This window comes from Streptococcus oralis (genome assembly GCF_019929365.1).
Lineage (GTDB): Bacteria > Bacillota > Bacilli > Lactobacillales > Streptococcaceae > Streptococcus > Streptococcus oralis_BT.
The window spans coordinates 442,587-467,731 of record NZ_JAHZPH010000001.1 but is presented as its reverse complement, the minus strand read 5'-3'; the positions used below and the strand labels follow the sequence as shown (position 1 = coordinate 467,731).

General features: G+C 40.8%; 24 protein-coding genes and 1 pseudogene. All 25 read left to right on the top strand.

Annotation, left to right across the window (positions count from 1 at the left end; genetic code table 11):
* Positions 1-92: 92 nt before the first annotated feature.
* The 25 genes and pseudogenes from gyrA (at position 93) to topA (ending at position 25,070) form a co-directional block, all read left to right on the top strand.
* Positions 93-2,561, top strand: a complete 2,469-nt coding sequence (gene gyrA, locus K1I53_RS02355) for a DNA gyrase subunit A (RefSeq protein WP_084948727.1) — start codon at positions 93-95, stop codon at positions 2,559-2,561.
* Complete coding sequence (locus K1I53_RS02350) at positions 2,561-3,301, top strand: class A sortase (protein WP_084948726.1); 741 nt, start codon at positions 2,561-2,563, stop codon at positions 3,299-3,301. The genes gyrA and K1I53_RS02350 overlap by 1 nt, the downstream gene beginning before the upstream one ends.
* Positions 3,302-3,374: 73 nt before the next feature.
* Entirely contained in the window at positions 3,375-3,791 is a 417-nt protein-coding gene (locus K1I53_RS02345; protein WP_125448493.1) for a hypothetical protein, read from the top strand.
* Positions 3,792-3,817: 26 nt separating this feature from the next.
* On the top strand, positions 3,818-4,447 hold the full coding sequence (locus K1I53_RS02340) for a hypothetical protein (protein ID WP_223328035.1): 630 nt from the start codon (positions 3,818-3,820) through the stop codon (positions 4,445-4,447).
* Between the two features lie 121 nt (positions 4,448-4,568).
* A complete protein-coding gene (locus K1I53_RS02335) occupies positions 4,569-4,772 on the top strand; it encodes a hypothetical protein (protein WP_223328033.1) in 204 nt (67 codons plus the stop codon).
* A 37-nt stretch (positions 4,773-4,809) separates the two neighbouring features.
* Positions 4,810-5,151, top strand: coding sequence for a hypothetical protein (locus K1I53_RS02330; RefSeq protein ID WP_223328032.1), 342 nt, complete (start codon positions 4,810-4,812; stop codon positions 5,149-5,151).
* A gap of 122 nt (positions 5,152-5,273) precedes the next feature.
* On the top strand, positions 5,274-5,621 hold the full coding sequence (locus K1I53_RS02325; RefSeq protein WP_223328030.1) for a hypothetical protein: 348 nt from the start codon (positions 5,274-5,276) through the stop codon (positions 5,619-5,621).
* A 125-nt stretch (positions 5,622-5,746) separates the two neighbouring features.
* A complete protein-coding gene (locus K1I53_RS02320) occupies positions 5,747-6,544 on the top strand; it encodes a formate/nitrite transporter family protein (protein ID WP_000254787.1) in 798 nt (265 codons plus the stop codon).
* A 150-nt stretch (positions 6,545-6,694) separates the two neighbouring features.
* Entirely contained in the window at positions 6,695-7,975 is a 1,281-nt protein-coding gene (locus K1I53_RS02315; protein ID WP_223328028.1) for an O-acetylhomoserine aminocarboxypropyltransferase/cysteine synthase family protein, read from the top strand.
* 94 nt (positions 7,976-8,069) lie between these two features.
* On the top strand, positions 8,070-9,344 hold the full coding sequence (locus K1I53_RS02310; RefSeq protein ID WP_223328026.1) for a DUF2130 domain-containing protein: 1,275 nt from the start codon (positions 8,070-8,072) through the stop codon (positions 9,342-9,344).
* Between the two features lie 25 nt (positions 9,345-9,369).
* A complete protein-coding gene (locus K1I53_RS02305; protein WP_223328024.1) occupies positions 9,370-10,608 on the top strand; it encodes a glutamyl-tRNA amidotransferase in 1,239 nt (412 codons plus the stop codon).
* Positions 10,601-11,392, top strand: coding sequence for a hypothetical protein (locus K1I53_RS02300; protein WP_038805659.1), 792 nt, complete (start codon positions 10,601-10,603; stop codon positions 11,390-11,392). Before K1I53_RS02305 ends, K1I53_RS02300 begins: the two co-directional genes overlap by 8 nt.
* Positions 11,393-11,465: 73 nt before the next feature.
* The gene (gene truB / locus K1I53_RS02295) at positions 11,466-12,344 is read left to right on the top strand and encodes a tRNA pseudouridine(55) synthase TruB (RefSeq protein ID WP_223328019.1); all 879 of its coding nucleotides are present in this window, start codon (positions 11,466-11,468) and stop codon (positions 12,342-12,344) included.
* Between the two features lie 112 nt (positions 12,345-12,456).
* Positions 12,457-13,095, top strand: a complete 639-nt coding sequence (udk, locus tag K1I53_RS02290) for a uridine kinase (protein ID WP_001181369.1) — start codon at positions 12,457-12,459, stop codon at positions 13,093-13,095.
* A gap of 128 nt (positions 13,096-13,223) precedes the next feature.
* Positions 13,224-14,564, top strand: a complete 1,341-nt coding sequence (gene xseA, locus K1I53_RS02285) for an exodeoxyribonuclease VII large subunit (protein ID WP_223328017.1) — start codon at positions 13,224-13,226, stop codon at positions 14,562-14,564.
* Complete coding sequence (locus K1I53_RS02280; RefSeq protein WP_000043226.1) at positions 14,542-14,754, top strand: exodeoxyribonuclease VII small subunit; 213 nt, start codon at positions 14,542-14,544, stop codon at positions 14,752-14,754. Before xseA ends, K1I53_RS02280 begins: the two co-directional genes overlap by 23 nt.
* Entirely contained in the window at positions 14,751-15,626 is an 876-nt protein-coding gene (locus K1I53_RS02275) for a polyprenyl synthetase family protein (RefSeq protein ID WP_223328015.1), read from the top strand. Before K1I53_RS02280 ends, K1I53_RS02275 begins: the two co-directional genes overlap by 4 nt.
* Positions 15,619-16,434, top strand: coding sequence for a TlyA family RNA methyltransferase (locus K1I53_RS02270; RefSeq protein ID WP_223328014.1), 816 nt, complete (start codon positions 15,619-15,621; stop codon positions 16,432-16,434). Before K1I53_RS02275 ends, K1I53_RS02270 begins: the two co-directional genes overlap by 8 nt.
* Entirely contained in the window at positions 16,427-16,858 is a 432-nt protein-coding gene (locus tag K1I53_RS02265) for an arginine repressor (RefSeq protein ID WP_001034389.1), read from the top strand. The genes K1I53_RS02270 and K1I53_RS02265 overlap by 8 nt, the downstream gene beginning before the upstream one ends.
* Before the next feature lie 6 nt (positions 16,859-16,864).
* Complete coding sequence (recN, locus tag K1I53_RS02260; protein WP_223328011.1) at positions 16,865-18,532, top strand: DNA repair protein RecN; 1,668 nt, start codon at positions 16,865-16,867, stop codon at positions 18,530-18,532.
* Complete coding sequence (locus K1I53_RS02255) at positions 18,533-19,261, top strand: metallophosphoesterase family protein (protein WP_223328010.1); 729 nt, start codon at positions 18,533-18,535, stop codon at positions 19,259-19,261. It begins immediately after the preceding gene.
* Between the two features lie 78 nt (positions 19,262-19,339).
* Complete coding sequence (gene lepA / locus K1I53_RS02250; RefSeq protein WP_001047156.1) at positions 19,340-21,163, top strand: translation elongation factor 4; 1,824 nt, start codon at positions 19,340-19,342, stop codon at positions 21,161-21,163.
* A gap of 145 nt (positions 21,164-21,308) precedes the next feature.
* Positions 21,309-21,932: pseudogene (locus tag K1I53_RS02245) on the top strand (hypothetical protein).
* 84 nt (positions 21,933-22,016) lie between these two features.
* On the top strand, positions 22,017-22,865 hold the full coding sequence (gene dprA / locus K1I53_RS02240; RefSeq protein WP_223328425.1) for a DNA-processing protein DprA: 849 nt from the start codon (positions 22,017-22,019) through the stop codon (positions 22,863-22,865).
* Positions 22,866-22,982: 117 nt separating this feature from the next.
* The gene (gene topA, locus K1I53_RS02235; protein WP_223328008.1) at positions 22,983-25,070 is read left to right on the top strand and encodes a type I DNA topoisomerase; all 2,088 of its coding nucleotides are present in this window, start codon (positions 22,983-22,985) and stop codon (positions 25,068-25,070) included.
* Positions 25,071-25,145 lie beyond the last annotated feature (75 nt).

Sequence of the window (25,145 nt, the reverse complement as noted above, 5' to 3'; positions counted from 1 at the left end):
GTAAACGTTTTAGTAGTTTCAGAAGCCTGAAATAAAGGACATTTTATGGTATAATATATCTAATTACTAATAGTGAAATGAGGCATTTATTAATGCAGGATAAAAATTTAGTGAATGTCAATCTGACAAAGGAGATGAAGACCAGCTTTATCGATTACGCCATGAGTGTTATCGTAGCGCGTGCTCTTCCTGATGTTCGAGATGGCTTGAAGCCTGTTCACCGCCGTATTCTTTACGGAATGAATGAATTAGGTGTTACACCAGACAAACCTCATAAAAAATCAGCCCGTATTACAGGGGATGTTATGGGTAAATACCACCCGCACGGAGATTCCTCTATTTATGAAGCCATGGTCCGTATGGCCCAGTGGTGGAGCTACCGTTACATGCTTGTCGATGGACATGGAAACTTTGGTTCCATGGACGGGGATGGTGCCGCTGCACAGCGTTACACAGAAGCACGTATGAGCAAGATTGCTCTTGAAATGCTTCGTGATATCAATAAAAACACAGTTGATTTCGTAGACAACTACGATGCCAATGAGCGTGAGCCCTTGGTCTTGCCAGCCCGTTTTCCAAACCTTTTGGTCAATGGGGCAACTGGGATTGCCGTAGGGATGGCTACCAACATTCCTCCTCACAACTTGGGTGAAACCATTGATGCTGTGAAGCTCGTCATGGACAATCCAGATGTGACGACTAAGGACTTGATGGAGGTCTTGCCTGGTCCAGATTTTCCGACTGGTGCTCTTGTCATGGGGAAATCAGGGATTCATAAGGCCTATGAGACTGGTAAAGGTTCCATTGTCCTTCGTTCTCGTACAGAGATTGAAACTACTAAGACGGGTCGTGAGCGCATCGTTGTAACGGAATTCCCTTACATGGTCAATAAAACCAAGGTCCATGAGCATATTGTTCGCTTGGTTCAGGAAAAACGCCTTGAGGGCATTACAGCCGTACGTGATGAGTCCAATCGTGAAGGCGTTCGCTTTGTAATTGAGGTTAAACGCGACGCGTCTGCCAACGTTATCCTTAACAACCTCTTCAAGATGACCCAGATGCAAACCAATTTTGGTTTCAACATGTTGGCGATTCAAAATGGCGTGCCAAAAATCTTGTCCCTTCGTCAAATTTTGGATGCTTATATCGAGCACCAAAAAGAAGTGGTTGTTCGCCGCACTCGTTTTGACAAGGAAAAAGCAGAAGCGCGTGCGCACATTTTAGAAGGTCTTTTAATTGCACTAGACCATATCGACGAAGTGATTCGTATTATCCGTGCTAGTGAAACGGATGCGGAAGCCCAAGCCGAATTGATGAGCAAGTTCAAGCTTTCTGAACGTCAAAGTCAAGCTATCCTTGATATGCGTCTTCGTCGTTTGACAGGATTGGAACGTGATAAGATTCAGTCTGAATATGATGAATTGATTGCCTTGATTGCAGATTTGGCTGATATTCTTGCCAAGCCTGGGCGTGTAGCTCAAATCATCAAAGAGGAATTGGACGAAGTCAAACGCAAGTTTGGTGACAAACGTCGTACCGAGTTGATGGTCGGAGAGGTCTTGACCCTTGAAGATGAAGATTTGATTGAAGAGTCGGATGTCTTGATTACTCTCTCTAACAAGGGTTACATCAAACGTCTGGATCAAGGTGAGTTCACAGCCCAAAAACGTGGTGGTCGTGGTGTCCAAGGTACTGGGGTTAAGGATGATGACTTTGTGCGTGAGTTGGTTTCAACCAGCACCCATGATCATTTGCTCTTCTTTACCAATAAAGGACGAGTATACCGACTAAAAGGTTATGAAATTCCTGAATATGGTCGTACAGCCAAAGGATTGCCAGTTGTCAATCTTTTGAAGTTGGACGAGGGTGAGAGCATTCAGACCATTATCAACGTTGAGTCTGAACGTAGTGATGATGCTTATCTTTTCTTCACAACCCGTCACGGTGTCGTGAAGAGAACCAGTGTCAAAGAATTTGCAAATATTCGTCAAAATGGACTCAAAGCCTTGAATCTCAAGGATGAAGACGAATTGATTAATGTCTTGCTGACAGAAGAAGATACGGATATTATCATTGGTACCAAGTTTGGATATGCTGTTCGTTTTAATCAATCAGCTGTTCGTGGCATGAGCCGTATCGCGACAGGTGTTCGAGGAGTCAATCTTCGTGAAGGAGATACTGTAGTTGGTGCTAGCGTGATTACAAACCAGGACGAAGTCCTTATCATCACTGAAAAAGGTTATGGTAAGCGTACCCTTGCTACTGAATATCCAACTAAAGGTCGTGGTGGTAAAGGGATGAAGACAGCCAATGTTGCTGAGAAGAATGGTCCTCTTGCAGGTCTCCTCACTGTTAAAGGAGATGAAGACCTGATGATTATCACAGATACAGGTGTCATGATCCGTACAAATGTTGCCAATATTTCACAAACAGGACGCTCAACTATGGGAGTGAAGGTGATGCGTCTAGACCAGGATGCTAAGATTGTGACCTTTACAACGGTTGCTGCGGCAGAAAAAGAAGAGGTAGCAACAGAAGAGAGAACAGAGGGTGAAGCATAATGTCTCACAGAAAAATAAAGAAGAATAACCGTAAAAATATACTAATCAATATTTTAGCTGGATTTTTAATTCTTCTATCCCTTGCCTTGATTTTTAATGCTCAAATTCGTGACATCTTTATGGTTTGGAATACCAATAAATACCAAGTCAGTCAGGTGACTAAGGAAAAGATTGAGGAAAATAAAGAGACAGAAGGAAATTTCGATTTTGATTCTGTCAAATCCATCTCATCGGAAGCGGTGTTAGCTTCCCAGTGGGATGCTCAGCAACTTCCAGTTATCGGAGGGATTGCCATTCCTGAAGTAGAGATTAACCTGCCTATTTTTAAAGGTTTGGATAATGTAAACTTGTTCTACGGAGCAGGAACCATGAAAGCAAATCAGAAAATGGGAGAGGGCAACTATTCTCTAGCTAGTCACCATATCTTTACTGCTGAAAATGCGAGTCAGATGCTCTTCTCACCTTTGGTCAATGCCAAAGCGGGGATGAAAATCTATCTGACTGATAAAGATAAAGTATACACCTATGAGATTCGTGAAGTGAAGCACGTAACCCCCGATCGGGTAGATGAAATCGAGGATCGTGAAGGAGTTAAGGAGATTACGCTGGTAACTTGTGTGGACTATAATGCGACAGAGCGGATTATTGTTAAAGGTGATTTTAAAGAAGTTAAAGCTTATTCTGAAACATCTGATGATATCCTAAGCGCCTTTAATAAGCCATATAAACAACGTTATTAACCTCAAAAACCAGTGAATTGTATTTTTCACTGGTTTTTGTCAAATAGAAGCGTCAGTCAAAGGAGAATGATGCATGTTCGAATATTTTTTGTTTGGAATGAAAACGATGTGGGAAAGTCCTGTCTTTAGTTTTGCCTTTTACTTATTAACCTCTATTCTTTTACTAATCTTTTGGCGACGTTTTATAATTGTCCGTCGTAGTGGTGGTGATTTTTTTGCTCCGTTTCACATTGCCAATGGGAGACTTTATATTCACAATGCTTTTGTATTTGTGAAGAGAATCATTCCGCTGAATAACATCAAAATGATTGAAGTCAAATATATTCGAAGTGTCAAATTGAACGGGGCAAGGTATCATGTGTGTATTGAACAGAAAGACAGAAAGCCCCTATCATTTTTCTGTGGCAAATCAAAACAGAATGATCTCCTTGTGAAGAATCTAAAGAATGAAACTAAAAACTACCATATTAGAATTGTAATAGATGGATAAGTGTTTAGCTTAAGAAAGGAATGATCATGGATAAGCTACAAGAAGTCAGAGAAAATGAACAGTTAAGGACCTTACTGATGACTGAATGTGATATTTATTTTTATGACAAGATAAGTGAAGTCCAGTTTTCAGGGAACAATGAGGAGTACTCTCTTGCCTGTAAGGCATTTGCTCAAGACGGTAGTGGGGGAGAATATGTTTTTCTCGAAGATAACAGCATAGGCTTTATCGGAAGTGAGGGCCAAGTGGGGAGAGTATCAGAAAGTCTGAAGGACTTACTAACATTCCTACTTCATGCAGGTTGTATTTCGGATTTTAGTTGTCAGTATCTTTATCAGAACACAGACTTATTGAAAGCATTTTGTAGGGGCTATGTGTCTAAAATACGAGAAAGCTATCAGGCTAAGCAGGAAAATTGGGATCTGGTACGAGGAAATATGGCTCAAAAACTATCACTTGATTTCAATCCTGAAAAACTAGAAGAAGTAGCCATGACATTTTATCAAGCGGCGACAAGGGAGCCTGTCTTTTCCTGTAAGTATATAGACGGTGAAGAAGAGTATACCTGCGATTCAATCTTGTCGGACATTGTAGGCTTGTGGACGACAGAACTTGTAGGCATGAGTAGAGAAGAAATTGAAAACTATAAAATTTGATAATGTCTGATGCTTGCAAGATGATCATTCAACTTTAATGGTTGTGAGAGGAAGCAGGTCAGTAAGTTGAAAGATTTATCGTAAGTAACCGAAGGATGCCTGGCATAAAAGAGGATAGATAATGAGTCAGTTAAGAGAAAAGTCTTTAGTTACGCTCAAAGAAGACATAACAAGTAGTTTTCCATTTGACAAGGATCTTCCTATGATATTCTTGGGAGAAATTGCCAATATGACTGAACACGGAATCTTCATAGGAAAATCGGGGAAATCTTATTTTGGATATCATATTTCACATTTTAGAGAACTAAGTGAAGATGAGATATAGGACTTTCGCAGTAGGAAAAATAGATGAGGAGTTGACAATGAATAATCAGATTGACTTGGTACTTCCAAACCTATACGCAGAATTCTTGAGTAAAATCGACAAAGCAGGAGAGTTGATAATAGAGAATACAGGCATCACCTTATACTCAAGACTAGATTTGCTAGAAAGAAACTCCACCTACCAAATAGAAGAGTGGGAACCTGATTTTTTCCTGATTGGGCAAGATGGGGATGTCGCTTTTTTTATAAAGAAAGATTCTGACGACACTATTTATATGAATGATTTGGGGGCATTAGGTTCACTGGAAATGAAACCCATATCTTTGAATATTTTCGAGTTTGTGAAACAAGCGAGTGAACATTATGATGATATCTTCTAATCATTGCAAGTGTTGTTATTTTATCGTACGCGAGTGTGGAAGACATTTTTATGAAATCATTTGAACATTTTGATTAATGTTAATAAATTTTTAGTAAATGATAATGATTTGGAGAGTGAACAATGAATTTTGATGAGAGTTTACAGCAATACACTTATGAGCATGAGGGAGTGACCTTTGTTTGGGACGAGGAGCCTGATTGTGACTTTATAGATAAAGTTGAACTGTTATCAAAAAATTATCAGGAAAATCTCAATAGAATTATCAACTTCATGCTAGCTGATCTTAAGGAAATGTATGGAGCAGTCTGCGAGGAAGATGTGAAGAACAAGCTGGGGAAACCTATCATTGACTACAATCAAGGAACAGTTAGTTATTGTGAGCAAACCTTCGATGACTGGCACCTATTTGAATTTGAATTTTTGGATGATCAATTTGAAACATTGGAATGTTTTTCTGTTAATGGGTAAAGGAGAGATTTATGGAATTCCTCCAATGACTTGATTTTCTTTGTAGAAAACGTATACAAGAAAGGCTTTTCAAAATGCGTGCTTTATGTTATAATATTCACAAATAAAAGTTTTAGGAGTTTTTTATGGTCTCTTCAGAATTTATCTCAAAGATTGAATTTGCTTGTAAGAAGAAAGAAAGTCTTTATAGCCAAAGCAAGTTTAAGTATGCGATTCGCTCCATGTTTGCAGGTGCCTTTCTAACATTTAGTACGGCTGCGGGTGCAGTTGGGGCTGACTTGATTAATAAAATAGCACCAGGTAGTGGACGTTTCCTCTTCCCATTCGTTTTTGCTTGGGGATTGGCCTACATTGTTTTCTTGAATGCTGAGTTGGTAACTTCCAACATGATGTTTTTGACTGCTGGTAGTTTCTTGAAAAAAATCTCATGGAGAAAAACAGCTGAGATTTTACTTTACTGTACCTTGTTTAATCTCATAGGAGCTTTGATAGCAGGTTGGGGCTTTGCCCACTCAGCAGCCTATGCAAATCTAACACATGATAGCTTCATTTCAGGAGTTGTAGAGATGAAGTTAGGTCGTTCCAATGAGTTAGTCCTACTTGAAGGTATTTTAGCCAATATCTTTGTAAATATTGCCATTCTTTCATTTGTTTTGGTGAAAGATGGTGGAGCCAAACTTTGGCTTGTCTTATCAGCGATTTACATGTTTGTATTCTTAACAAACGAACACATTGCTGCGAACTTTGCTTCTTTTGCGATTGTTAAGTTCAGTGTTGCAGCAGATTCAATTGCTAATTTTGACATACCTAATATTCTTCGTCACTGGGGTGTAACCTTTGTCGGAAACTTTATTGGAGGAGGTCTCTTGATGGGATTACCATACGCTTTCCTCAATAAAAACGAAGATACTTATGTCGATTAAAGAAATGAGCACGAGTTAATCGTGCTTTTTTGTTTGATGTGTAAGACTAGTCATAGTTGTTCCTTATATCAAAATATAAGAAAACGGTATTGGAAAAGACTAGCCTAAGATGATACAATATCCCTAATGAAGCTATTTGGAGGTCGTCTTATGACTCGTGAATTTAAATTTGAAACCCTACAATTACATGCTGGGCAAGTTGTGGATCCAGCTACCAAGTCTCGTGCAGTGCCAATTTATCAGACAACATCCTTTGTTTTTGATGATACGCAAGAAGCTGCAGACCTCTTTGCCTTGAAGAAAGCAGGAAATATCTATACCCGTATCACCAACCCTACAACAGCGGCCTTTGAAGAACGAATTGCTGCTCTTGAAGGCGGTGTTGGAGCGCTTGCAACAGCATCAGGTATGGCTGCTGTAACCTACACTATTTTGGCGCTTGCTCACGCAGGTGACCATGTGGTGGCAGCGTCCACTATTTACGGTGGGACCTTCAACCTCTTGAAGGAAACCCTTCCTCGTTATGGAATCACAACTACCTTTGTAGATGTGGATAACTTGGAGGAAGTGGAAGCAGCTATCAATGACAATACCAAACTTGTCTTGATTGAAACCTTGGGGAATCCCTTGATTAACATTCCTGACTTGGAAAAATTGGCAGAGATTGCTCATAAACATCAAATTCCACTGGTTTCGGATAATACCTTTGCCACACCTTATTTGATTAATGTCTTTTCTCATGGTGTAGATATTGCCATTCACTCAGCGACTAAGTTTATCGGTGGTCATGGTACGACTATTGGCGGTGTCATTGTTGATAGCGGCCGTTTTGACTGGGAAGCTTCAGGGAAATTTCCTCAATTTGTTGAGGAAGACCCAAGTTACCATAACTTGAGCTATACTCGGGATGTGGGTGCAGCAGCCTTTATTATCGCTGTTCGTGTCCAATTGCTTCGTGATACAGGTGCTGCCTTGTCACCATTTAATGCTTTTCTCTTGCTCCAAGGACTTGAAACCCTTTCGCTTCGTGTAGAACGCCATATTCAAAATACAGAGAAAATTGTTGATTTCCTTGTTAACCATCCTAAGGTTGAAAAAGTTAACTATCCTAAACTAGCTGACAGTCCCTACCATGCTTTGGCCGAAAAATACCTTCCTAAAGGTGTAGGTTCAATCTTTACCTTCCATGTCAAAGGTAGAGAGACAGAAGCCCGCAAGGTGATTGATAATCTGGAAATCTTCTCTGACCTTGCAAACGTAGCAGATGCCAAATCTCTTGTTGTCCATCCCGCGACAACCACTCACGGTCAGTTGTCAGAAAAAGATCTAGAATCAGCAGGTGTCACACCAAACCAAATCCGCTTGTCTATCGGTCTTGAAAATGTAGAGGATTTGATTGAAGATTTGCGCTTGGCCTTGGAAAAAATTTAAAGTAACAGATATAAACAGTGGGTTTCGACTCGCTGTTTTTGATTTTCCCTCAGGCATGATATAATGGTTACAGAAGTCTAGAAAGAGGAAAGTTATGAACGAAATCAAATGTCCCAACTGTGGGGAAGTCTTTACAGTAAATGAAAGTCAGTATGCCGAGCTTTTATCTCAAGTGAGAACTGTTGAGTTTGATAAGGAATTGCACGAGCGAATGAAGCAGGAGCTGGCCTTGGCTGAGCAGAAGGCTATGAATGAGCAACAGACTAAACTTGCTCAAAAAGACCAAGAAATTGCGCAATTACAGAGTCAAATCCAAAAGTTTGATACAGAAAAAGAACTGGCTAAGAAAGAGGTTGAACAAACCAGTCATCAGGCTTTATTGGCCAAGGACAAGGAAGTACAGGCCTTGGAGAACCAACTGGCTACCTTGCGTTTAGAGCATGAAAACCAACTCCAAAAGACTCTCTCTGATTTAGAAAGAGAGCGTGATCAGGTCAAAAATCAGCTCCTCTTGCAAGAAAAGGAAAATGAGCTGTCTTTGGCTTCTGTTAAGCAGAATTACGAAGCCCAGCTTAAGGCAGCCAGTGAACAGGTCGAGTTCTATAAGAATTTCAAAGCCCAACAATCAACCAAGGCAATTGGGGAAAGTTTGGAACAGTATGCAGAGAGTGAGTTCAATAAGGTTCGTAGTTTTGCCTTTCCAAATGCCTACTTTGAGAAGGATAACAAGGTCTCTGCGCGTGGGTCTAAGGGGGACTTTATCTTCCGAGAATGTGATGAAAATGGAGTCGAAATCATTTCCATCATGTTTGAAATGAAAAATGAAGCGGATGGAACAGAGAAAAAGCACAAGAACTCGGATTTTTACAAGGAATTGGACAAGGACCGTCGGGAAAAGAACTGTGAGTATGCCGTGTTGGTGACCATGTTAGAAGCAGATAACGACTACTTTAACACAGGGATTGTTGACGTCAGCCACGAGTATGAAAAGATGTATGTGGTTCGTCCTCAGTTCTTTATCCAGTTGATTGGGCTTTTGAGAAATGCGGCGCTTAATTCCCTAAAATACAAACAAGAATTGGCCTTGGTTCGGGAGCAGAATATCGATATTACGCATTTTGAAGAAGACTTGGATGCCTTCAAAGTAGCTTTTGCAAAAAACTACAACTCTGCTTCGACCAACTTTGGCAAAGCTATCGATGAAATTGACAAGGCCATCAAACGCATGGAAGAGGTCAAGAAGTTCCTAACCACATCCGAAAACCAACTCCGCCTCGCTAACAATAAATTGGAAGATGTTTCAGTAAAAAAATTGACCCGAAAAAATCCAACCATGAAAGCGAAGTTTGAAGCGCTGAAGGGGGAGTGAGGTTAGCTTAAAAACAGGAGTTCCTATGAAAAAATCTTTGAAATTCTCGGAAATTTATATTGCTTATTTACCATTAGTTGTTTTTTTGCTCAATTTTTTATACGGTTTTTTGAACTTCGAAGGTTCAACAGTTTCTAACGAAAGGTCTAGATATGATTTGCTTTTTGGAGTGATTGGCTTTTTTCCAACTATTTTTGGCTATATTTTTAGCTTTCTAGCCAATCTTATTGTAGGTATAACTTATGTAAAAAAAGCAAAAAATCAAATGAAGTGTCTGATTGCATTCCTATTGATTGGCAATGTTTTTTTATCAATATTTCTCATGTTTTTATTAAATTTTAAGATGATAGTTTCTTTTGATTTTATAACAGATGTTAATCTTTGGAGTTTCATTTTTTCTTTATTTTTATTTCCGTATATAGATTGGATTTATCAAAAGGGGGAGTATAATCAAAAAGTGAGTAGAATTGTAGTCATTATAGTATTAGTGGGAATTTTTTCTCCATTTCTAGGTAGTGAAATTCAAACTTACTTGAGAAATAATACCAAAGTACAACAATTACAAGAGTTTTATCATTCTAGGGATTTGAACTACGAATTAACACTTAAGTCTTCATACTATGATAGTAATATTTCCGATGTAGGTGTCTTTGATGTTTTCGATAAGGGAGTTACCATAAAAGTGGGTGCTAAGTACACGCGTCAAAAATTAAAATATGTTACTTTCATTGATGAACAATATGGCCTAAAGGAATTTATAAAAAATGCTGTTTCAAGTGATGAAGCTCAAATAGTTCTAAAAGATTTTAGGTCAGTAGTGGAAGATGCTATTAAAAAGAAAGGTTATGATTTATCTGTATTTGATGCTGAAGATCAGCCATTAGCTAGTCCAGGTTTTCAAATATCACGTTCATTTAGAATCACTTCTTTTATTAAAGAAAAAGCAGTTCAAAATCAAAACTCATCTAGTCCAGAAAAACAAGCATTTGGAGGATATGCAGCAATTTCTCCTAAAGACTATATGAAAGAGGGAGCCCTTCGTTTACGTTTAACACTTAGTGAACGTGACAAATTGAAGTTAGATGACATTGATTTTTCAAGACTCTCCGATGGACACTACATGATCAATAATGACTATTTTATAGTGAACAACGGAATGTATACAATAGTTGAAGATGAAGATGATTTTGAAAATTTTTTACTGAGAGAATTTAGTAAACAATTTTATTTGGAGGATTTTTATAAAATTGAAAAACTTGATTAAATTATTAGCAAATAAAGATGTAAAATTTCTTTATAATATTTGTATTCGATTATCTTCATATTTAGTAGTTGTTGCAGTTTATATAGCAATTTTGGGTTTGTTTTTATTGTTTAAACAAAATATTATTGCAGTACGTTATCTGTTATTTTTGTCGGTATTATTTATAGTTATTGGCATCTTTTTAAGTTTATTGACATGGAAAGTTCTTCTATATTGGAAGGAGACTTTGATTGATTTTAAGAAATATCAATCTTTCTTTGAACACAGTGTTAGTCATTCCAATAAGTTTAATAAGAAATTTAATGAAGTAAGTTTTGAATTAATCACAGGAGAATTATCTTACCTCAGAGGAGATTTTTTATTAGCACTTAGTCAATATTCAAATATCAATCTTTCTAATATTTCTAAAAAAAATAGAAAAATATTTGAATTTAAGAAATTATATTATGAATTTCTATCTTCTATCCATCTTCAAGATGCGCAAGGTATTGCTTTCATTGAGGAACAATTGTCCAAGGCTGCAGATTGTAAAGGTGGTAAGGCTAAATTCGTTGCACAAGCCCAAACCATAAAAGATATTGTGTTTAATAAAGAACCAAACGACTACTTCGATACAACTGAACCAGAAAATAAGCTAGCTCGAATCAAGTTCTCATATTACGGAGCTCTCAATGCTCAGCTAAAAGGAGATGAAGCTCGTGTTCGTAGTTTGTTTGAAAGTATCGCCCATGAAAATCCAGAACTCTTTTATGTACAGGAAGCTAGGAAGTATTTAGAAAAATGAGCTGATATAGTTTTAAAATCTGTCTAAGATAGAATATGTTGATGTAAAGTAAAAAGGGAAATATAAAGCAAAAATGAACGGTATTATCAACTTAAAAAAAGAAGCGGGGATGACCTCGCATGATGCGGTTTTTAAGCTGCGTAAGATTTTGGGAAACAAGAAAATTGGTCATGGTGGGACCTTGGATCCAGATGTGGTGGGTGTTTTGCCCATTGCGGTTGGTAAGGCGACACGCATGGTCGAGTTTATGCAGGACGAGGGCAAGGTCTATGAGGGAGAAATCACTCTAGGATATTCAACGACGACTGAGGATGCTAGTGGGGAAGTAGTCGCAGAAACTCCTGTTTTGTCGCCCTTGGATGAAACCATTGTCGATGAAGCGATTGCGAGTCTGACTGGGCCTATTACTCAGATTCCGCCTATGTACTCGGCTGTCAAGGTCAATGGTCGTAAGCTCTATGAGTATGCGCGTGCTGGTCAGGAAGTGGAGCGTCCAGAACGTCAGGTGACTATTTATCAATTTGAGAGGACGAGTCCGATTTCTTATGAGGATGACCTCGCACGTTTTACATTTCGTGTGAAATGTAGTAAGGGGACTTATATCCGTACCTTGTCTGTTGACTTGGGAGAGAAGCTGGGTTATGCGGCCCATATGTCCCATTTGACTCGGACGAGTGCAGCAGGTTTACAACTAGAAGATGCTCTTACCTTGGACGAAATTGCTGAAAAAGTAGAGGCTGGTCAACTGGACTTTCTCCATCCTCTTGAAATTGGAACAGGGGACCTTGTTAAAGTTATCCTGACTCCAGAAGAGGCTACAGAAGTGCGCTTTGGTCGTTTTATCGAGCTAGACCGAACAGAACAAGAATTGGCTGCCTTTGAGGGAGATACATTGCTAGCCATTCTAGAAAAAAGGGACAATTTCTACAAACCAAGGAAGGTTTTTAGCTAGTTTAACTAGAGTGTGGGGATGGAATCGTTTCCCCCTAGACTATCCAAATCAGACTATAAATTTTGAAAAAAATATGATAGAATAGACGACGGATAAAAAAACGGAGGATAGCATGCAAAATAGACCAATCATTATCGGAGTGACAGGTGGTTCTGGTGGTGGTAAGACCAGTGTTTCAAGAGCCATTTTATCGCATTTTCCTGATGAAAAGATTTCCATGATTGAGCATGATTCATACTACAAGGATCAGTCTCATTTGACCTTTGAAGAGCGCGTCAAAACCAACTACGACCATCCATTTGCCTTTGATACAGATCTGATGATCGAGCAGATTAAGGAATTGTTGGCAGGGCGCCCAGTAGACATTCCAACTTATGACTATACAGCGCATACACGGAGCAGCAAGACCTATCGTCAGGAGCCTCAAGATGTCTTTATCGTTGAGGGGATTTTGGTCTTGGAAGATAAGCGTCTGCGCGATTTGATGGATATCAAGATTTTTGTGGATACGGATGATGATGTGCGCATTATTCGTCGGATCAAGCGTGATATGGAAGAGCGTGGTCGTAGCTTGGATAGCGTGATTGATCAATATCTAGGTGTGGTCAAACCCATGTACCACCAGTTTATCGAGCCAACCAAGCGTTATGCTGATATCGTCATTCCTGAGGGAGTCAGCAATACCGTTGCTATCGACCTTTTGACCACCAAGATTGCAAAGATTTTGGAAGAAGCTCGTAACAGCAAATAATGAGATGAGGAGGCATGACCTCCTTTTTCTATTTTTCCTTTAGTTTCAGTAGGAAAAAGGTGATTTTTAAGCATGTTTTTGGTATAATAATACCCATGGAAAAGCAAGAAAATGAATAGTAGGTGGAGATGGAAAAGTATTTATCGGTAACAACTTTGACCAAGTATCTGAAAATGAAATTCGATAAAGACCCTTACTTGGAACGGGTCTATTTAACTGGTCAAGTTTCCAACTTTCGTAAACGTCCTACTCACCAATATTTCTCCCTAAAAGATGACCATGCAGTTATTCAAGCAACCATCTGGTCAGGGATTTATCAAAAATTAGGTTTTGACCTCGAAGAAGGAATGAAGATCAATGTCATTGGGCGTGTGCAGATCTATGAACCAAGCGGTAGCTACTCTATCATCATTGAAAAAGCTGAGCCTGATGGGGTTGGGGCGCTAGCGATTCAGTTTGAACAACTTAAGAAAAAATTGACGGAAGAAGGTCTATTTCAAGAGAGATTCAAGCAACCTCTTCCCCAGTTTGCTAAGCGAATCGGTGTGGTAACCAGTCGCAGTGGAGCTGTTATTCGAGATATTATCACGACCGTCAGCAGACGTTTTCCTGGTGTCGATATTCTTCTCTATCCGACAAAGGTGCAAGGAGATGGAGCTGCTGAGGAAATTGCTCGAAATATCGCGCGTGCCAATCAACGTGACGATTTGGACGTGCTCATTATTGGTCGTGGTGGTGGTTCCATCGAGGATCTCTGGGCCTTTAACGAAGAAATTGTGGTACGAGCTATTTTTGAATCTCGTTTGCCAGTTATCTCCAGTGTTGGGCATGAGACGGATGTGACCTTAGCGGATTTTGTAGCGGACCGACGGGCTGCGACGCCAACAGCTGCAGCTGAATTAGCAACACCTGTGACCAAGTTGGATGTATTAACTCATTTGCAAAATCAGGAAAAACGGATGGCAACAGCAGTTCAGAATGTCCTGTCAAGGAAAAAAGAAGCTCTGAAAAAATGCAGTCAGTCTGTTATCTTTAGACAACCAGAGCGCTTGTATGACGGCTATTTGCAACGCTTGGATCAATTGCAACTGCGCTTAAAACAAAGTTTGCGAACACGAATTTCTGATAACAACCAATTAGTCCAAGCAAGGACGCATCAACTAGTCCAATTATCGCCTGTTACCAAAATCCAGCGTTATCAAGATCGCTTAAGCCAGTTGGATAAGCTCTTACGTAGCCAAATGGCTCTTGTTTATGATGCTAAAGTTGCTGAAGTGAAGCGACTTTCAGAAGCTCTGCTGATGTTGGATACTAGTCGAATCGTGGCGCGTGGCTATGCAATTGTCAAAAAAGAAGAGTCCGTTGTAGATTCGGTTGAGAGTTTGAAGAAAAAAGACCAAGTGACGCTTTTGATGCGAGATGGTCAAGTAGACTTAGAGGTTAAAGATGTCAAAACAAAAGAAATTTGAGGAAAATCTAGCAGAACTGGAGACCATTGTCCAAAGTTTGGAAAATGGTGAAATTGCTTTGGAAGATGCAATTGCTGCCTTTCAAAAGGGCATGGTCTTGTCAAAAGAGCTTCAAGCGACGCTGGACAAGGCTGAAAAGACCTTGGTCAAGGTTATGCAAGAAGACGGAACAGAAAGTGATTTTGAATGAAGAAGCAAGAAAAACTAGCTCTTGTGGAGTCGGCTTTGGAAGATTTTTATGGAGACCAGCAGTTTGCTTCTAGTTTACAAGAGTCCGTTCTCTATTCCATTCATGCTGGTGGCAAGCGTATTCGCCCTTTTCTCTTGTTAGAAGTTTTGGAAGCCTTGCAAGTCGCAATCCAACCAGCTCACGCGCAGGTGGCTGCGGCCTTGGAAATGATTCATACAGGAAGTTTGATTCACGATGATCTTCCTGCCATGGATGATGATGATTACCGTCGGGGACGTTTGACCAACCATAAGAAATTCGGTGAAGCTATGGCGATTTTGGCAGGAGATGCCTTGTTTCTAGATCCCTATGCCTTGATAGCGCAGGCAGATTTGCCAAGTCAGATCAAGGTGGACTTGATTGCCAACTTATCCCTTGCTTCAGGAAGTCTGGGAATGGTGGCAGGGCAGGTTTTAGACATGGAAGGCGAACACCAACATTTGTCTTTGGACGAACTTCAGACCATTCATGCTAATAAAACTGGAAAATTACTAGCCTATCCTTTCCAAGCAGCTGCTATTATAGCTGAATTGGCACCTGAAATCCAAGCAAAACTGAAAACTGTTGGTGAATTGATCGGGCTTGCCTTTCAAGTTCGAGATGATGTACTGGATGTGACAGCTAATTTTGAGGAAATCGGCAAGACTCCACAAAAGGACTTGCAGGCAGAAAAGTCAACCTACCCAGCCTTGTTGGGCTTAGAAGAGGCCAAGGCCTTTTGTAACCAAACTCTTGATCAAGCCGAGGCTAAATTAGAAGAAATCGCCCAGCAAGTCAGCTTTGAAACAGAGCCGATTGTGAAAGTAGTAGAAAGTTTGAGAATCAATGGCTAAGGAAAGAGTGGATGTACTAGCTTATAAACAGGGTTTGTTTGAAACACGAGAACAAGCCAAGCGCGGTGTCATGGCAGGTCTAGTCGTAGCAGTCCTTAATGGGGAGCGTTTTGACAAACCAGGAGAGAAAATCTCGGACGACACCGAGCTAAAACTCAAAGGTGAAAAACTCAAGTATGTCAGCCGTGGTGGTTTAAAACTGGAAAAGGCTTTGCAGGTTTTTGATCTATCAGTGGAAGGAGCGACAACGATTGATATTGGGGCTTCTACTGGGGGCTTTACCGACGTCATGTTGCAAAATGGTGCTGAGTTGGTCTTTGCAGTTGATGTTGGTACCAATCAGTTGGCTTGGAAATTACGTCAAGACCCTCGGGTTGTCAGCATGGAGCAGTTCAATTTCCGCTATGCTGAAAAGACTGATTTCGAAAAGGAGCCGAGCTTTGCCAGTATTGATGTGAGTTTCATTTCCCTCAGTCTGATTCTTCCAGCCTTGCACCGTGTCTTGGCAGATCAAGGGCAGGTGGTGGCTCTGGTTAAGCCCCAGTTTGAAGCAGGTCGTGAGCAGATTGGAAAGAATGGGATCATTCGCGATGCCAAGGTTCATCAAACTATCCTTGAATCTGTCACTGCTATGGCAGTTGAACAAGGTTTTTCAGTGCTTGGATTAGACTATTCACCAATCCAAGGTGGACATGGGAATATCGAATTTTTAGCCTATTTGAAAAAAGAAGAGGGAGCAAGTAACCAAGTTGCCCCTGAAATAGAAAAAGTTGTAGAGAGAGCACATAGAGAATTTAAAGATGAATAAAAAAGAAAGACTTGAAAAAATTAGAAGATTTGTAACAGATTATCAAATTGGGACTCAGGAAGAAATCGTTGAGCATTTGAAGGAAGCAGGTATTTCTGCTACTCAAGCGACGGTGTCACGAGATATTAAGGAACTGGGTATTGTAAAAATTCCCTTGAAGAACAATAAATACATCTATGAATTGCCAAAAACAATTGTAAGAAGTTTGCAGTTGGCTGAGAATAACATAGTAGGTTCTGAGCGCATGGGCAATATGATCAATCTGGATGTCATTCCTGGGAATACTGCCTTTGTCAAGAGTCAGCTGATGAATACTTTCTCAGAGAGAATTTTCAACTGTCTGGCAGACGACAACTCAATTTTGATTATCTTGAGAAATGAAGAAGACGCCAAGGAAATGTTTGAACAAGTAAAAAATTGGTAGGTTTATATGTTACTTGAAATTTCGATAAAAAACTTTGCCATTATAGAGGCGATTTCGCTCAATTTTGAAAAAGGCATGACAGTCTTAACTGGTGAAACAGGTGCTGGGAAATCGATCATCATCGATGCCATGAACATGATGTTAGGAGCTAGAGCGACTACAGATGTTATTCGTCATGGTGCTCCCAAAGCTGAGATTGAAGGGCTTTTCTCTGTTGAGAATAGCCGTTCTTTACAAGAACTCTTTGAAGAGCAAGGGTTGGAGTTGGGGGATGAGATTATCATCCGTCGTGAAATTCTTCAAAATGGGCGAAGTGTAAGTCGCGTGAATGGGCAGATGATCAATCTTTCTGTTTTGCGTGCAATTGGCCAGCATCTTGTCGATATTCATGGTCAACATGACCAAGAAGAGTTAATGCGTCCGCAACTGCACATCCAGATGTTGGATGAGTTTGGTGATGCAGCTTTCTTGGACTTGAAGGAGACCTATCAGACAAGCTTTGACGCCTATCGCAAAATGCGCAAGCAGGTTCTTGAAGTCAAGAAAAACCAGCAGGAACACAAGTCTCGCATTGAGATGTTGGAATTTCAAATGGCAGAGATTGAAGCGGCAAACTTGCGGGCTGGTGAAGACTTGGCTCTCAACCAAGAACGAGATAAACTTCTCAATCATAAAAATATTGCGGATACGCTAACCAATGCCTATAGCATGTTGGACAATGAGGAATTCTCTAGCCTAGCAAATGTCCGTTCAGCCATGAATAACATGGAAAGTGTCGAAGAATATGATCCTGAATACCGTGAAATTTCGAGTTCTCTATCAGAAACCTATTATGTTTTAGAAGATATTACAAAGCGTTTGGAAGATATTATTGAGGACTTGGATTTTGATGGCAATCGCCTCATGCAGGTTGAAAATCGCTTAGACCTTCTGAATACTATTACCCGTAAATACGGTGGGACTGTGGACGATGTTTTGCTTTATTTTGCCAAGATTACGGATGAGTACAATCTCTTGACAGGGAATAACCTTTCTTCCGAAGACATGGAAGCAGAGCTCAAAAAATTGGAAGTCGATCTTGTTGATTTGGCAGGTCAGCTTGCATCTGCTCGCCATGACTTGGCCCAGCAGCTTGAGGCAGAGATTAAACAAGAACTGCAAGACCTCTATATGGAGAAGGCACAATTCCAGGTTCGCTTTAGTAAGGGCAAATTTAGTCGTGAGGGAAATGAAATGGTCGAGTTTTACATTTCAACCAACCCTGGTGAAGACTTTAAACCCTTGGTCAAAGTTGCGTCCGGTGGGGAATTATCCCGCCTCATGTTGGCTATCAAGTCTGCCTTTTCTCGCAAGGAAGGTAAGACCAGTATTGTCTTTGATGAGGTGGATACGGGAGTTTCAGGTCGTGTAGCCCAAGCTATTGCACAGAAGATCCATAAGATCGGCCAGCATGGTCAGGTTTTAGCTATTTCTCACTTACCACAAGTGATTGCTATCGCGGATTATCAATTCTTCATTGAAAAGATTAGCGATGAGCACTCAACGGTGTCGACGGTTCGTCTCTTGACGGTTGAAGAGCGAGTAGAAGAAGTAGCTAAGATGTTGGCTGGGGAGAATGTAACAGAAGCGGCCCTTACCCAAGCCAGAGAATTATTGCAAACGAGGGAGAAATAAATGACAGACTATTATGTAATTGGAGATGTTCACGGAAAGGCAGGTATGCTAGAAGATCTGCTCAAAACCTGGGATGGTCAAACTCAGTTGCTTTTTCTAGGGGATTTGATTGACCGTGGTGAAGACAGTCGCCGTGTTCTAGAAATGGTCAAAGACTTGGTTGACAATCAAGGAGCCATTTGTTTATCAGGTAATCATGAGTATATGTTTTTGACTTGGCTCGATGATCCAGAAGAAGGTTATGACCACTATCGTCGCAATGGAGGAGATACAACTATTAACTCAATCCTAGGTCGTCCCTTGGATGCACCCGTTGATGGAGTGGAAGATGCCAAACGGGTTGCGACTGAAGCGGCAGACTTGGTCGAATTTATTCGTCAAATGCCATTTGTAGTAGAGACAGACAAGTATATCTTTGTTCATGCGGGTATTGATTTGACCTTGGATGATTGGCATGAAACTACAGATTATAAAAAAGTCTGGCTCAGAAAGCCATTCCACGAAGCTGAAAATCATACTGGAAAAACCATTGTCTTTGGGCATACACCAGTTTATGGTTTGCTCAAGCAAGACCGAGGTACTGCTGAGCTTTGGATGACAGAAGATGGCAAGATTGGCATGGATGGAGGAGCTGTCTATGGTGGTGTCCTTCATGGAATCGTCTTTACTGACCAAGGAATGACAGAACACCATTTTATCGAAAATGATGGTTTTGTTGCCGAAGATTAGTACTCCTAGCAGGGTATGGTCTTGTCAAAATGTTAAAAACAATTTATAATTAATAGATACCCTGAAAGGAAGAGTATCATGAACTTAGAAGATTTGAAAAAACGACAGGAGAAGATCCGCAACTTCTCTATTATCGCCCATATTGACCACGGAAAGTCAACGCTTGCAGACCGCATTTTGGAAAAGACGGAGACGGTTTCTAGTCGTGAAATGCAAGCCCAGCTTTTGGATAGTATGGATCTTGAGCGTGAACGTGGGATTACCATTAAACTTAATGCCATTGAGCTCAATTACACTGCAAAAGATGGGGAGACCTATATTTTCCACTTGATTGACACGCCAGGGCACGTGGACTTTACCTATGAAGTTTCGCGTTCGCTAGCTGCCTGTGAAGGGGCGATTTTGGTGGTTGATGCGGCCCAAGGGATTGAGGCTCAAACTCTTGCCAACGTTTATCTAGCCTTGGATAATGATTTGGAAATTCTGCCAGTCATTAACAAGATTGACCTACCAGCAGCCGATCCAGAGCGTGTGCGTACAGAGATTGAGGATGTCATCGGACTGGATGCCAGCGAAGCAGTCTTAGCTTCAGCCAAAGCTGGTATTGGTATCGAAGAGATTCTTGAACAGATCGTTGAAAAAGTGCCAGCTCCAACTGGTGATGTTTCAGCTCCATTAAAAGCCTTAATTTTCGACTCAGTTTATGATGCCTATCGTGGGGTTATCCTCCAAGTGCGTGTCATGGACGGAGTGGTTAAACCTGGCGATAAGATTCAGCTCATGAGCAATGGCAAGACCTTTGATGTGACAGAGGTCGGTATTTTCACGCCGAAGGCAGTTGGTCGTGATTTTCTTGCGACTGGTGACGTTGGCTATATTGCGGCTTCTATCAAGACGGTTCAAGATACCCGTGTGGGTGATACAGTTACTCTAGCAAGTAATCCTGCAGCAGAACCACTAGACGGATACAAGCAGATGAATCCTATGGTCTTTGCAGGTCTTTATCCAATCGAATCAAATAAGTACAATGACCTTCGTGAAGCCCTTGAAAAATTGCAGCTCAACGATGCCAGCCTGCAGTTTGAACCAGAAACATCTCAGGCCCTTGGATTTGGTTTCCGTTGTGGATTCCTTGGGCTTCTCCATATGGATGTTATCCAAGAGCGTTTAGAGCGTGAGTTCAACATTGACCTCATCATGACAGCTCCATCTGTTATCTATAAGGTTAACCAAACTGATGGTGAGTCTATGGATGTGTCTAACCCCTCTGAATTTCCAGACCCAACCAAGATTGCGACCATTGAAGAGCCTTATGTCAAGGCGCAAATCATGGTACCGCAGGAGTTTGTTGGAGCGGTGATGGAACTGGCTCAGCGCAAGCGTGGGGACTTTGTGACCATGGATTATATTGATGATAATCGTGTCAATGTCATCTATCAAATTCCACTCGCTGAAATCGTCTTTGACTTTTTTGATAAACTCAAGTCTTCGACACGTGGTTATGCAAGCTTTGACTACGAATTGTCAGAGTACCGTCCATCTAAGCTAGTCAAAATGGATATCCTTCTCAATGGAGACAAGGTCGATGCCCTCAGCTTTATCGTTCACAAGGATTTTGCCTACGAACGTGGAAAACTCATCGTTGATAAGCTTAAAAAAATCATCCCTCGTCAACAATTTGAAGTACCAATCCAAGCAGCTATTGGGCACAAGATCGTGGCTCGTACTGATATCAAGGCCCTTCGTAAGAACGTACTTGCCAAATGTTATGGTGGTGATGTTTCTCGTAAACGCAAACTCCTTGAAAAACAAAAAGCTGGTAAGAAACGCATGAAGGCTATCGGATCAGTGGAAGTTCCACAAGAAGCCTTCCTCAGCGTCTTAAGCATGGATGAAGAATAGAAATAAAAAATAAAACTCTTGAAGATTTTTCAAGAGTTTTTTTCTTTAAATGTGAGCTATAAAATCGGAAACTAACAGAATCGATTAGGTTAGAATTTGACAGAAGTCTTTATTTTTCTTATAATGCAGATGGAAAGGTGGTAGGATGAAAAAATTATTAATTTTAGGTACTGTAGTTACTGTTAGTGCTTTTTTAGCTTCATGCTCTAATAAATCACAAACAGCAACCGAAGAAAGTTCGTCTGCAGTTGTTAGTTCTTCTAGTAGTCAGTAAACGAGTAGCACTAGTTCTGCTGTTTCTGAAGCGAAAAAGGAAGAGACGCAAATCATTGGTTCGAATGAATATGGTTTTGTCAAGGTACCCAAATCATGGGTTCGATTCCATGAAGTAGAAGGTGGAAATGATATACAGTATTGTGATGGAACAGATATCAACATTGTTACACTTAATACCTTCAAGGCCGAGCAGTTCAATATCAGCGAAGAAGAATATGCTAAACTGGATATTGTGAATGTCTCATCTAGTATTTTAACTTCCAAAGAACAAAGCTCTGATTTCAGTAAGGTCTGGGGTTCCAAATCGACCATTGGAGGTTATGAAGCCTATGTTGTCAATGCAATTGCTAAGTCAGGGAAATACCTCGTTACCTGGGTTTTCCGATCAAATGATGGTAAAATCCGCTATGTTTCACTTGAAGGGGATGGTGAAACTTTAAAAGCAATCTTACCGATGATTGAAAGTAGCTGGTCAAATACGAAAGCTGAATAAATGAAAAAAAGAAGATCAACTGGTCTTCTTTTTGCTATTTTTACGAATAGATAGATGAGTAGAAAAGAAGAAATGGAGTTGCTTATGAAGATTACAAACTATGAGATTTATAAATTAAGAAAAGCAGGGCTGACCAATCAACAGATTCTAACTGTTCTTGAATATGACGAGAGTGTAGATCAGGAGCTCTTGCTAGGTGATATTGCTGAAATATCTGGGTGCAGAAATCCCGCTGTCTTTATGGAACGCTATTTCCAGATAGATGATGCGCAGTTGGAGAAGGAGTTTCAGAAATTTCCATCCTTCTCGATTCTTGATGATTGTTATCCTTGGGATTTGAGTGAGATTTATGATGCCCCAGCGCTCTTGTTTTATAAGGGAAATCTAGACTTGCTGAAGTTTCCAAAGGTTGCTGTTGTGGGCAGTCGTTCTTGTTCGAGCCAAGGTGCAAAGTCGGTTCAGAGAGTCATTCAAGGTTTGGAAAACGAGTTAATCGTGGTCAGTGGTTTGGCTAAAGGGATTGATACGGCTGCCCACATGGCTGCACTCCAGAATGGTGGAAAAACGATTGCTGTGATTGGAACAGGATTGGATGTGTTTTATCCTAAAGCCAATAAACGCTTGCAGGAGTATATTGGCAATGACCATCTGGTTCTCAGTGAATATGGACCTGGCGAGCAACCTCTGAAATTTCATTTTCCAGCTCGAAATCGTATCATAGCAGGACTGTGTCGTGGGGTTATTGTAGCAGAGGCAAGAATGCGTTCAGGCAGTCTCATCACCTGTGAGCGTGCCATGGAAGAAGGACGCGATGTCTTTGCCATTCCAGGGAACATTTTAGATGGCCATTCAGATGGCTGTCACCACCTGATCCAAGAGGGGGCAAAGCTGATTAGCAGCGGTCAAGATGTGCTGGCTGAGTTTGAATTTTAAGGAGAAATTTGTTCACACAGATAAACCTTTCTTCTATATATAGGACTTAGGTCTTGACAGCTATAGAAAAATGGTTTACACTTTATAAAGTTTATTACTTTGAAAAGGTGTGATAGTGTGGCTACGGCAACAAAGAAGAAAAAATCAACAGTTAAAAAAAATCTAGTCATCGTGGAGTCGCCTGCCAAGGCGAAAACGATTGAGAAATATTTAGGCAGAAACTACAAGGTTCTAGCCAGTGTCGGGCATATCCGTGATTTGAAAAAATCCAGTATGTCAGTCGACATTGAAAATAACTATGAACCGCAGTATATCAATATCCGTGGAAAAGGTCCTCTCATCAATGACTTGAAAAAAGAAGCCAAAAAGGCCAATAAAGTCTTTCTGGCGAGTGACCCGGACCGAGAAGGAGAAGCAATTTCCTGGCATTTGGCTCACATTCTCAACTTGGATGAGAATGATGCCAACCGTGTAGTCTTTAATGAAATCACCAAGGACGCGGTAAAAAATGCCTTTAAAGAACCGCGCAAGATTGACATGGACTTGGTCAACGCCCAACAAGCTCGTCGTGTCTTGGACCGCTTGGTGGGGTATTCGATTTCGCCAATTTTGTGGAAAAAGGTCAAGAAGGGCTTATCAGCAGGACGCGTGCAGTCGGTTGCCCTTAAGCTCATCATTGACCGTGAAAATGAAATCAATGCCTTCCAACCGGAAGAATACTGGACAATTGATGGTGTTTTTAAGAAGGGAACCAAACAATTTCAGGCTTCATTCTATGGTATGAATGGCAAAAAGATGAAATTGACCACCAACGAAGAAGTTAAAGAAGTCTTGTCCCATTTGACTAGTAAAGATTTCACAGTTGACCAGGTAGATAAGAAAGAACGCAAACGCAATGCGCCCCTACCGTATACGACTTCAACCATGCAGATGGATGCGGCTAACAAAATCAATTTCCGTACTCGAAAGACTATGATGGTGGCCCAACAGCTCTATGAAGGGATCAATATCGGATCAGGCGTGCAAGGTTTGATTACCTATATGCGTACAGACTCGACTCGTATCAGTCCTGTGGCTCAGAACGAAGCGGCAAGCTACATTAACGACCGTTTTGGTAGCAAGTATTCCAAGCATGGTAGCAAGGTCAAGAATGCCTCAAGTGCTCAAGATGCCCACGAAGCTATTCGTCCATCTAGTGTCTTTAATACACCAGAAAGCATCGCTAAGTACTTGGATAAAGACCAGCTCAAGCTCTATACCCTTATCTGGAACCGTTTTGTGGCCAGCCAGATGACGGGAGCTATCTTTGATACCATGGCTGTTAAATTGTCTCAAAATGGGGTCCAATTTGCTGCCAATGGTAGTCAGGTTAAGTTTGATGGTTATCTTGCTATTTATAATGATTCTGACAAGAATAAGATGTTACCAGACATGGCTGTTGGAGATGTGGTCAAACAAGTCAATAGCAAGCCAGAACAACATTTCACCCAACCACCTGCTCGCTATTCAGAAGCGACGCTTATCAAGACTTTGGAGGAAAATGGGGTTGGACGTCCATCAACCTACGCTCCGACCATTGAAACCATCCAGAAACGTTACTACGTTCGTCTAGCAGCCAAACGTTTTGAACCAACAGAGTTGGGAGAAATTGTTAACAAACTCATCGTTGAATATTTCCCAGATATCGTAAACGTGACCTTCACAGCTGAAATGGAAGGAAAACTGGATGATGTCGAGGTTGGAAAAGAGCAGTGGCAACGTGTTATTGACGCCTTTTACAAACCATTCTCCAAAGAAGTGGCCAAGGCTGAAGCTGAAATGGAAAAAATCCAGATCAAGGATGAGCCAGCTGGATTTGACTGTGAAGTTTGTGGCAGTCCGATGGTGATTAAGCTCGGTCGTTTTGGTAAATTCTATGCTTGTAGCAATTTCCCAGACTGCCGTCACACACAAGCGATTGTTAAGGAGATTGGTGTCGAGTGTCCAAGCTGTCATCAAGGACAAATCATCGAACGCAAAACCAAGCGTAATCGTATCTTCTATGGTTGCAATCGTTACCCAGAATGTGAATTTACTTCCTGGGACAAACCAATTGGACGTGATTGTCCAAAATGCGGACACTTCCTTGTGGAGAAAAAGGTCCGTGGTGGTGGTAAGCAGGTTGTATGTAGTAATGGCGACTACGAAGAGGAAAAAATTAAATAGAATGCAGAGTCCTGAAAATGAATTTCAGGCTCTTTTTTTGTTGATGCTTGACAAATTTCCCCCTTGTATGCGAAA